Source organism: Photorhabdus sp. S10-54, assembly GCF_963878145.1.
Taxonomy (GTDB): domain Bacteria; phylum Pseudomonadota; class Gammaproteobacteria; order Enterobacterales; family Enterobacteriaceae; genus Photorhabdus; species Photorhabdus kayaii.
This window is the reverse complement of sequence record NZ_CAWNXG010000075.1, coordinates 1-8,645: the sequence shown is the minus strand read 5'-3', so window position 1 is coordinate 8,645 and position 8,645 is coordinate 1. Positions and strand designations below refer to the sequence as shown.

Genomic DNA, 8,645 nt, shown 5'->3' with positions numbered 1-8,645 from the left:
CGGCACTCAAACTGATATCCCCGGTTAACGCTTTTCCATTAATTTTTCTACTATTCGGTACCGCATTTTTAGCTAAATTGCCGGTTTCTGCTAAGCCGAGGTTTTTCACAAACTCACTTTTATTAGGGATGTCGGCGCCGTTTTGGGATTTGGCAAGTTTGCTATTTGCATTATCATTTACATCAGAAACTAACTTCTGAGTGGCTGCAAGGGTATTACTGTTGCCTGTTTTGTCTGTGAGTTGGGTGATGCCTTTTTGGGTTAATGAGGCGTCGTGAATTTCTACGGCGCTATTATCAATTAATTTTTTAATAGCAACAAAAAGCTGGCTGTCATTTTTACTGTCTAATTTAATTCCCGCTCCCATAATTGCATTAATTAATTCACGCTGAACGGTATTAAACCATCCTGCATCTAATATTGTCGGTGCAATACCCGCAGCAACATTGCCGTTAGTAAATTCACCGTTTTTATCTGCGGTATTTGTAATATCACCAATTTTTTGCATAGCAAAACCTCACAATAAATGTGATTTGAAAATAATAAATAAAGGGTTATTAGTTGCTGTAACCGAACTGTAAAATTGTGTGTGACGGGCAAAGACGGTTAAATTGACATTCAAGCCGTTTATTACCCCACGAACGCAACGGATCTCCGCAATAACTTCCACCGGCCACAGCGTAAAAGATGGTAGTTTTAGGGGCATTGATACGCCAGGTAAACGGCCAATCTTCACCGTTCAAAGCCTCTCCACAAACTGACTGGCCCGCCCTTGCTTGTCGGTATTCCGTAATTGTGATGGTATAGCCCATCGTTGCCGCCAGATTAATAAAAAACTCTTTTGACTGCCCGCCATCCCTTAATAATCGCGAGACAACGGTTTTCTGTCTGAGCGGAATAGTATCAATTTCTCCGATACCGCAATCGTCGGGTAGACCTAATGACTTTTCCCACTCTGGCAACATAATAGTGGCCGTTGCCGGGAAAGCGCCTTCAATTAATCCCCACGCGTCACGATCACTTCGATAATATGAGCGAGCAATTGCTTTTGCTACGGCACTCATGACTGATGAATGCTGACGAGTCCACGCCAGACCAACAGGCAATAGCCCGTTTAATGCTGATGTATAGTCTTCTACGCTATATCGACTCATGTATAGATAACCTCGCCGCGTAAAGGCAACTCGCCGATCCCCAATTTAATGTTACTTGTCGGAGATGCGATAACAAATCCCGCCGTTCCCGGCACATCAGCAATCGCATATTGCAGTTCGGATATAAGCACTCTCCCTGTCCCGTCTGGATTGCCACTTTCAAAAAATACATTATCAATTGCCGCCGCTATGGCACTTGTCACATCACGACTAACATAAGATATCCCGTTGATTGTGATATCAATTTTACGTTGAATTGGGGAGCAAACCCACACTAACGCAGTAACTGGCTGCAACGGATAGATATAATCGGCAACTCTCGCTTGATCCCCTGTTGCCGCTGTTCCGTAGTTTTCAAGACTGGAAAATCCATCCGTACCCGTTGGGAAACCGCCTTTGCCGTTATTGTCGCACATAATGTAAATGCCAACAGTACCTGCGCCCATTGCCCGGCGCCGAATCCACACACGAGTAATGCCTGGTACGGATAAGGCCCAAAGCCTATAGTCATCATCAGAACCACCGGACAAAAGCCCTTGATACGCAAGCAAAATCCGTGAGCGAAAATCAGACTCGTTTTCAATGTCAGCCCCGCCGATAATTGGCGTTACCGCTTTTCCCTGAACATCAACACCGGCAATACTCTGATCGAGAGTCAGAGTCGTCCCTGCGTCAGCGTTACCTGCACTTCCCCCACCCGTCACATCATCAGAAATATCGGGCAGAATCGCGGTTATTAATGCATTAGCGGCGCCATCTTGCGCAATACGAACATCATAAAGAGTTTTGTATTGATAACCGTCACCGCGATTTAGTATCGTCCCTGCCGGGATAATTGATCCCTCGGTACCAGTAAATAAATAATCATTGCAAATCGCAGCGTTAGCCGATTTACGAAAGACTTTTTTCATTGCCCCCCAACCAGCTAAGTGCTCATCTGTTGCAGTAAAGGGGGTGGTTTGCAATGCGATATAATCAAGATAACCGTAGTGCAGATGAGACATTCCTGCGTCCATGTCCGCAAGAACGCCCATGTTTGAATATCTTAGCAATGTACCAACATCATCAAGTTCAGACTGTAAAAAACTGCGGTTCTGCTCACGCAATTCTGATAGTGTTTGTCGTTTAAATGGCATTATGTTGTTCCCATACCCAGAAAAATCTTAAGTCTTCGCTTTCTCTTCCGGGGCGCTGATAACGAATAATCATGTTTAACCGGTTCGGATAAACGATTTGAGTGTTGATATTTACAGAAGCTACAACACCATCGTCTAACATCCACTGTAGCGCCTCACGCGCGTAATCTTCTGCTTTTAGTGCTACTGCGGCAGTCAGTTTTTGGCGCCGTATCAGCCACAATCGAGAGCCGATTTGATAATCTGAACCGATATCACCCCACCAGCCTTTTCTATCAACTCCGTCAATTTCGTCATCACTACGAGCCTGACGGTCTGTAAACAAGCTGATTATTATTGCGGTTTGCAAGTCGTTGCCTGTGACCAAATCCCCGTTCCCAGATAACCAGTCAGCATGAATTTTATTCACATCCCAGTACGAAGTAATATCACTCATTTCACTGGCTCCCCGGTTTGCTGGCTCGTCACCGTTGAACTGCCTGATTCCACGCCGGATACTTTATGCGCATGTCGGTTATACGAATCACGTAACTGTTTCATTGTTGACGTATTACTGTTGCAGTTATCGACGATATCACCAGTAACTTTTAAAATTGGCGTATTACAGAGCACACTCTCGCTTGCGTTAATAGTTACCTGAGTTGCATTATTCACAGTAACCGGCTGGCCTTTAGCTTCAATTGTGATCCCTGACTCAGTCAGTAAGATGTGTAAGCCCCACTGGTTATAAAGCACCACTTCACCGGGATTTAAATTCTTATGCCGGTATTTTTTATTGTTGCTTGCAATCACAACAGCACTTGAGCGGTCCCCGCCGAGATAACCAATCACAACATCTGTTCCAGGCGGCAATGCAGACGAGAAACCAAATTCAACCATTCTTGCCGTATTGTCGCGGACTTCAATCGGCGTTTGATACTGGACAACTTGAATGTTTCCGCTATCGCGTGAAGTCTTAATTTTGCCAAGCCCTAACATCATCTCAACCCGTCGAGATAACTTTCTGATTGCATCATTCATCATCTGATCGTCTCTCTCAAAATTGCGTAAAACTCATACGGTTGTACGGCAAAAGCAGCCGGAGGCATTAAGACTAATTGCGCTTGTGTGCCGTTATCACCGTTACGTGTATATGTCACTTCTGATAAAAGCCATTGCTCATTCTCAAGGCCGAAAATAGGCATATGAATAGGAATTAGAGTATTGGGTTGCCATAATTTACCGCTGCTATCCCGCCAGCTATCAATTGTGACTTTCAGCACTTTTGAGCGCCCGTAGCGTCGGTTCATTTCCCAATCAATGGACTCTTGTGATCGCTTTGCTGATATGAGCGTACTTTCTATAATGGTGACATAGTTCCGATAACGCATCTTTTTCGCTTCAGGATCACTCGCTGTTGCTAACGTGACCACATCATAACCGCTATCATTACTTGTCTCATTGAGTCCGCTAATAGCAAATGAAAGTCCGGTGTACTCAGAAAACCGTTCATTCATTGAACTATTGTAATCTGATGTTTCGACGTTCTTCCCTTGCTCAACCCCACTCGCTGCCAGTTCTGTGCCTACCCGCGTCATGATTAAATTACCGTCAGGCAAGTCGTAGTAGAGCAATGCTGCAAACCGGGTAACGCGATCAATGACTTCTTGCGAGGACTCACCCCAGTTCAGTGTGAACTGAGGGACAGTTGGCATGTCATCAACATCAGAGGTCACCTGAATGTCGTACCATTGGGCCAGTTTCTGAGCAATCTGTAGCGGAGTAGCCTGACTGATAACGTTGTTCGGCCACTTCGCTGAGCAGTCTACTAAATCCTGACATTTACCCCGTCCCGCAACTTTGATTTCGTGTTTATTTTTAGAAATAGACGGGTTCCAGCTATCTATATAGCCCGTTACAACTCTGTCATCACCAAGAAACACTTCACACTTTTCACCCGGTTCTACAAGCTGCTTCTCATCATTGCCGGGGTAATAATCCATTAACATCAAATCAAAGTCAGAGGGTAATCGTTCTATGCCTCTCGTTACCCGTACACTGTCCCATCCGAAAATACGGCGCCCGCCGATCACTAACGACAACTCATCATCTTTCATTGTTTCAGCGCCTTAAACTTAACGGGCATAAATGCCGGGTGAATGGGAGAGACGGCTTGTACCAATTCATCACTGCGTTCAGCATCTTGATAAATTCTGTTAGCAATATTCAATACAGGTAATACAGAAGGCAAGTTAAACTGGGTTAATCTTCCCTTGGCATCCTTCAACGAGAAACTTTCAACAAATTCATAACGTAGCTGAACAAGAGCCTGGAAAACATTATCAGCCGCTAAGTCACCCGCTTTAATGATCGCGTTATCAAGAGACTCACAAACACGTCGCTGAATGGTTGCGGCTTCGTCACGACTGGCCGGAATAAGCTCACTTGCTGTTTTCGCCATCGCCCCGGCAGACAGAACAACGAGTAACAATGTCGTGGCTTCTGCTACGTCTCTATCAACACTACTCTGCTGATATTGCGTATTTTTAAAGCTGGCAAGATTTTCAAATACCCGGACTTTCTCTGCTGTACTGCCCGTTACGCTAATGATCACATTGATAACTAACTGCACCCCACCAGCCAGCCCTTCAATCGAATTAGCATTGTTGAGTTGTGAGAGGGCTTTTGATATTGCCTCTCGCCCCATCACCGCCCCGGCCATTTTTTCATTGACTACCTTTTTATAGTTTTCACTGTCATTGTTTCGCAGTACAACGCCGGTTGCCCCGGACACAGAGCCGCCGATCTTGCCTCGGCTGTAACGGCCGTAACGTTTGCTACCGAACGTGGAATTCAACATGTCACTAAGATTGGTGACTTCATCAATTGACGATTGCACCATGTTTTCCCAGAAATTAACGGTCTGCTTTATAGTTTTAACGGCCTGTGTGACAGTGCGGATCTCGCCTTTCACCATAGCGATAAATTTTGCAGCGGTTGTTGTAGCCGTTCTGAGCCAATTTGTATTTACTTTGCTGTCTGCCGCCGTGCTATTTGTGACAGCAAAGACTTTCAGGCCAGATTCAATCACTGTAAGCGTGAACTCAAACACCCGGCCATTATCCGCACTTTCATTTACACGTAAGCCCGATTCAGTGACGCTGACAGTTAACTCCCCAAGCGTGGGGTGAATGAGCGTGCCACTTACTCCTTCTTCACACGCTGCCACCAAATTATTACGTTGAGTGATTACATCCGGCGCGGAATAAACTTTACTGTCTTGAATAATAAAGCCGCGCAAGGTGATTTTTCGGCTACTGCGCCCAAGGTCTTCAATCCATGCCGTATCACGATAAGGATATTCATGCACAGCCTGGCGTCTGCCGAAAACGCTTTCACCTGAAACTACGGCAAATGGCACACCCCGGAATGATGCCGGATGCAAATGTTCCGACCATTTCCAAGCCTCATCTTTCCCCAAAAGTGATGAAATGGCGTCTTTAATCAATGGCATATCACCACCTTGTGGTTATTTTAGATACAAAAAAACCGCAATTAAGCGGCATAAATAGTTGCTTTTATCCCAAATTGGGACTAGTATAACTTTATGAAAATCATCTCAGTCAGTACATTAAAACAGTTCTGGGAAACGTATCCCGATGCTGAACAACAGTTAAAGGCGTGGGTTGACGAGGCCAAGAAAGCAACTTGGAAAACCCCTGCTGAAATTAAAACCCAGTACCGTAACGCAAGTATTCTAAAAAACAATCGCGTGGTATTTAACATTAAAGGGAACAGCTACCGCCTGATAGTTTCTATTGTTTATCCCATCGGCTGGGTGTACGTAAAATTCATTGGCACACATAAACAATACGATACTGTAGATGCCAATACCGTAGAACCGGAGTAAAAATGAACATTAAACCTATTCGTACCGAACAAGACTATCAAGCAGCGTTAAAGGCTATTTCGCCACTTTTCGATAATCAGCCTGAAATCGGAACACCTGAATTTGATTACATGGAAGTAATGGTGCTGCTTATTGAAGCTTATGAAGCAGAACACTATCACATAGACCCGCCAGACCCGATTGAAGCTATAAAATTCAGAATGGAACAATCTGGATTGACAGCAAAAGACTTGGTACCCGCGATTGGTAAAGTAAATCGTGTGTATGAAATACTTAATCGCAAGCGTAACCTTACACTACCGATGGTATGGAATTTACATAAGATGTTCGGAATACCAGCGGAAAGCTTGATAAAACCGGCAACCCATGCTTAATTTTTCTAAGTAACCCGCTATTAGAGCGGGTTATTTGTTAAGCCATCCTTGGCTTTGGGCTTAGAACGGACTATTAGGAATTCTCAGACTGTGCAATACTCGCCAGTCATTATCAATAAACGATGCACACTCAATATGTGCTGTCTCTCTTTCTAGCAAACGTCTGACTATATTTGTGTTTCGTGGATATTCACGTTGCATTGAATAGTATTTACCTGCAAGCCTATGCTCTGCTGCTCGAAAAATGGGATAAACATCAGATATTGAACTAATCATCTCAACAGCATTTCTCCATAACCAACATAAACTACACAACTCTTCATCAGTGAATTGAGTTTTATGAGGTACTGGTAATTCCTGTTGTTTTCCAAGGAACTCACCTTCTTTCTGGTTAAAATAAAAATCTTCCAGTGCTTCGAATACGTCCCACGCTTGATCTGTTTCCAGCATTTTGGCGTGACGTGCTGCTCCGCGCTCTGTCCACAGTGTTAACGCTCTGACATTCCTAGCAATTTTCACAGACTTACTTTGAGTAAGTTCGCGCTTTAACTCCCTAAGCTCTTCGCCTTCAAGTTTAAAATAATGCTTCCCGGCAATAAAACGGTCTGCATTACGAGAGAAATTAACTTGAATATTGATAATTTCAGTCCCATACAATTTAGCTAGCAACTCAGTAGTAATTACTGGAATGCTGTTATGGGTAATAACAGGCAAATTTTCAGCATTGATAGTGTTATGCATTTCATTAATTGCTATACTTGACATGTCGGTTTTCCTCTAAGATTTCCGGCCACTATAAGACCCCATTGGTGCTAGCCTTTGGGGTTTTGTCATTCTGGGATAACTATCCCTTCATTTTTTAGTGACTCCTTCACTCTCCGAAGAATTTCCTTACTCAAAGATCTATCACCTGCATCAGCTATCGATTGAAGAATCTCTTTTAGCTTTGTTGGCATCCGAACAGATACGGGTTCAGCCACTTTCATTAACATCTCCTTTGTCTGCTTTTGTATGTGGTACGCATACATATTAATATGGTACGTATTGATAGTCAATAGGTACGCACTTAATCTATCTTGTAGTTAACTGAATAATAGAAACTCATAATGACCAAGCGACCATACAAACACCCTCAAGTTAATTTAAGACTTCCTATTGAATTAAAAGAGGAAATGGCAAGAATTGCTGATAAAACAGGACGATCTCTTAACGCCGAAATGGTTGCGGCCATTGAAAATTGGATTTCTCAAAATTCAGATATAGTTCATAAACCAAGCATAGAAGAAAGATTGGTTTCTATTGAGTTGGATGTTGAAAAAATCAAAAAACTGATAGAAACCAAGAAATAGTTGATAAACTCAGCTCATGAGGCGTTTCATGGAAAAAATAAATTTTCTCGTGCAAGGATCAGCGGAAGAGCCATATAAGGCTACTTTTATAAAAGACGGAAAAGATTTCCTAGCATTCTGCACTTGCCCGGCAGGCGAAAACGGAATGTACTGCAAACATAGGATCAACATAATAAATGGAGATACTCGAAATATTGTCAGCGACAATATTCAACAGGTGGATATCATTTCAAAGCAATGGCTGCCAAATTCATCTATAGAAGCTGCACTTGAAGATATCAAAAGAGCTGAGTCTCTGCTAGATGATATAAAAAGAGCGATATCACTTGCGAAAAGGAATGCCGCTAAAGTGATGCGCGGTGGATAAAGTTTATTATCAAAGCCCCAAGCGGGGCTTACTGCAATGCTGAACTTATATCTAATAAACTAAATCATCAAGCCACTTCACAATGAACGTACCGTTCGCATATGACCCAACAAAATCACCGCCATCTTTTGTATGAATGACTACCTTGTTTTTTGATAAAACCATAAAGCGATCTATTTCAAGATTCCTATCACCTATGGTCACTTGTGTGATTCTGCCAGTTCCATAGCAAAGAGCATCTTTCCTTTCATAAAAATTCTGCTCATTACTATAGCAACCTTTACTGACGGCGTTTTCCATTATAAAAAATGCAGAAACCAAGGTAATAGGGATAACAATAGACAGCACCCTCATTGTAGTTCTTAGTCCTGTTTTT

General features: G+C 43.1%; 14 protein-coding genes. 4 read left to right on the top strand and 10 right to left on the bottom strand.

All coding sequences use genetic code 11. From position 1 onward, the window contains the following. The 7 genes from AACQ83_RS22665 to AACQ83_RS22635 form a co-directional block, all read right to left on the bottom strand. Nucleotides 1-508: phage tail protein (locus tag AACQ83_RS22665; protein ID WP_240000901.1), on the bottom strand; the 508-nt coding region annotated here is incomplete at its 3' end. A gap of 49 nt (nt 509-557) precedes the next feature. Next, a complete protein-coding gene (locus AACQ83_RS22660) occupies nt 558-1,154 on the bottom strand; it encodes a YmfQ family protein (protein ID WP_112879723.1) in 597 nt (198 codons plus the stop codon). Beyond that, entirely contained in the window at nt 1,151-2,290 is a 1,140-nt protein-coding gene (locus tag AACQ83_RS22655; protein WP_112879722.1) for a baseplate J/gp47 family protein, read from the bottom strand. Before AACQ83_RS22655 ends, AACQ83_RS22660 begins: the two co-directional genes overlap by 4 nt. Continuing rightward, a complete protein-coding gene (locus tag AACQ83_RS22650; protein ID WP_112879721.1) occupies nt 2,280-2,726 on the bottom strand; it encodes a phage GP46 family protein in 447 nt (148 codons plus the stop codon). The genes AACQ83_RS22655 and AACQ83_RS22650 overlap by 11 nt, the downstream gene beginning before the upstream one ends. After that, entirely contained in the window at nt 2,723-3,310 is a 588-nt protein-coding gene (locus AACQ83_RS22645; RefSeq protein ID WP_112879725.1) for a phage baseplate assembly protein domain-containing protein, read from the bottom strand. Before AACQ83_RS22645 ends, AACQ83_RS22650 begins: the two co-directional genes overlap by 4 nt. Continuing rightward, complete coding sequence (locus tag AACQ83_RS22640; RefSeq protein ID WP_112879720.1) at nt 3,310-4,386, bottom strand: phage baseplate assembly protein; 1,077 nt, start codon at nt 4,384-4,386, stop codon at nt 3,310-3,312. Before AACQ83_RS22640 ends, AACQ83_RS22645 begins: the two co-directional genes overlap by 1 nt. Further along, entirely contained in the window at nt 4,383-5,783 is a 1,401-nt protein-coding gene (locus tag AACQ83_RS22635) for a DNA circularization protein (protein WP_112879719.1), read from the bottom strand. The genes AACQ83_RS22640 and AACQ83_RS22635 overlap by 4 nt, the downstream gene beginning before the upstream one ends. A gap of 93 nt (nt 5,784-5,876) precedes the next feature. On the opposite strand from AACQ83_RS22635, the gene AACQ83_RS22630 reads away from it, so the two are divergent. Further along, nucleotides 5,877-6,179 carry a type II toxin-antitoxin system HigB family toxin gene (locus tag AACQ83_RS22630; protein ID WP_036847750.1) on the top strand — a complete coding sequence of 101 codons (303 nt, stop codon included), beginning with the start codon at nt 5,877-5,879 and terminating at the stop codon, nt 6,177-6,179. Nucleotides 6,180-6,181: 2 nt separating this feature from the next. Next, nucleotides 6,182-6,553, top strand: coding sequence for a helix-turn-helix domain-containing protein (locus AACQ83_RS22625; RefSeq protein ID WP_112879718.1), 372 nt, complete (start codon nt 6,182-6,184; stop codon nt 6,551-6,553). A gap of 60 nt (nt 6,554-6,613) precedes the next feature. On the opposite strand, the gene AACQ83_RS22620 is transcribed toward AACQ83_RS22625, so the two are convergent. Further along, nucleotides 6,614-7,318: a P22AR C-terminal domain-containing protein gene (locus tag AACQ83_RS22620; protein ID WP_445260538.1), complete on the bottom strand. Its 705-nt coding sequence runs from the start codon at nt 7,316-7,318 to the stop codon at nt 6,614-6,616. 65 nt (nt 7,319-7,383) lie between these two features. Further along, the gene (locus tag AACQ83_RS22615) at nt 7,384-7,539 is read right to left on the bottom strand and encodes an Arc family DNA-binding protein (protein ID WP_157890154.1); all 156 of its coding nucleotides are present in this window, start codon (nt 7,537-7,539) and stop codon (nt 7,384-7,386) included. A 120-nt stretch (nt 7,540-7,659) separates the two neighbouring features. Between AACQ83_RS22615 and AACQ83_RS22610 the strand changes: the two genes are divergently transcribed. Continuing rightward, nucleotides 7,660-7,902: an Arc family DNA-binding protein gene (locus AACQ83_RS22610; RefSeq protein ID WP_036847756.1), complete on the top strand. Its 243-nt coding sequence runs from the start codon at nt 7,660-7,662 to the stop codon at nt 7,900-7,902. A gap of 28 nt (nt 7,903-7,930) precedes the next feature. Next, the gene (locus AACQ83_RS22605; protein WP_036847759.1) at nt 7,931-8,269 is read left to right on the top strand and encodes an SWIM zinc finger family protein; all 339 of its coding nucleotides are present in this window, start codon (nt 7,931-7,933) and stop codon (nt 8,267-8,269) included. Between the two features lie 51 nt (nt 8,270-8,320). Here the strand turns inward: AACQ83_RS22605 and AACQ83_RS22600 are convergent. Continuing rightward, the coding region (locus AACQ83_RS22600) for a hypothetical protein (protein ID WP_158537819.1) at nt 8,321-8,645 on the bottom strand (325 nt) is incomplete at its 5' end.

Bases quoted from the DNA above. Each gene is read 5' to 3' on its own strand.
- AACQ83_RS22660 (WP_112879723.1), bottom strand. From the start codon at position 1,154: ATGAGTCGATATAGCGTAGAAGACTATACATCAGCATTAAACGGGCTA.
- AACQ83_RS22655 (WP_112879722.1), bottom strand. From the start codon at position 2,290: ATGCCATTTAAACGACAAACACTATCAGAATTGCGTGAGCAGAACCGC.
- AACQ83_RS22650 (WP_112879721.1), bottom strand. From the start codon at position 2,726: ATGAGTGATATTACTTCGTACTGGGATGTGAATAAAATTCATGCTGAC.
- AACQ83_RS22645 (WP_112879725.1), bottom strand. From the start codon at position 3,310: ATGAATGATGCAATCAGAAAGTTATCTCGACGGGTTGAGATGATGTTA.
- AACQ83_RS22640 (WP_112879720.1), bottom strand. From the start codon at position 4,386: ATGAAAGATGATGAGTTGTCGTTAGTGATCGGCGGGCGCCGTATTTTC.
- AACQ83_RS22635 (WP_112879719.1), bottom strand. From the start codon at position 5,783: ATGCCATTGATTAAAGACGCCATTTCATCACTTTTGGGGAAAGATGAG.
- AACQ83_RS22630 (WP_036847750.1), top strand. From the start codon at position 5,877: ATGAAAATCATCTCAGTCAGTACATTAAAACAGTTCTGGGAAACGTAT.
- AACQ83_RS22625 (WP_112879718.1), top strand. From the start codon at position 6,182: ATGAACATTAAACCTATTCGTACCGAACAAGACTATCAAGCAGCGTTA.
- AACQ83_RS22620 (WP_445260538.1), bottom strand. From the start codon at position 7,318: ATGTCAAGTATAGCAATTAATGAAATGCATAACACTATCAATGCTGAA.
- AACQ83_RS22615 (WP_157890154.1), bottom strand. From the start codon at position 7,539: ATGAAAGTGGCTGAACCCGTATCTGTTCGGATGCCAACAAAGCTAAAA.
- AACQ83_RS22610 (WP_036847756.1), top strand. From the start codon at position 7,660: ATGACCAAGCGACCATACAAACACCCTCAAGTTAATTTAAGACTTCCT.
- AACQ83_RS22605 (WP_036847759.1), top strand. From the start codon at position 7,931: ATGGAAAAAATAAATTTTCTCGTGCAAGGATCAGCGGAAGAGCCATAT.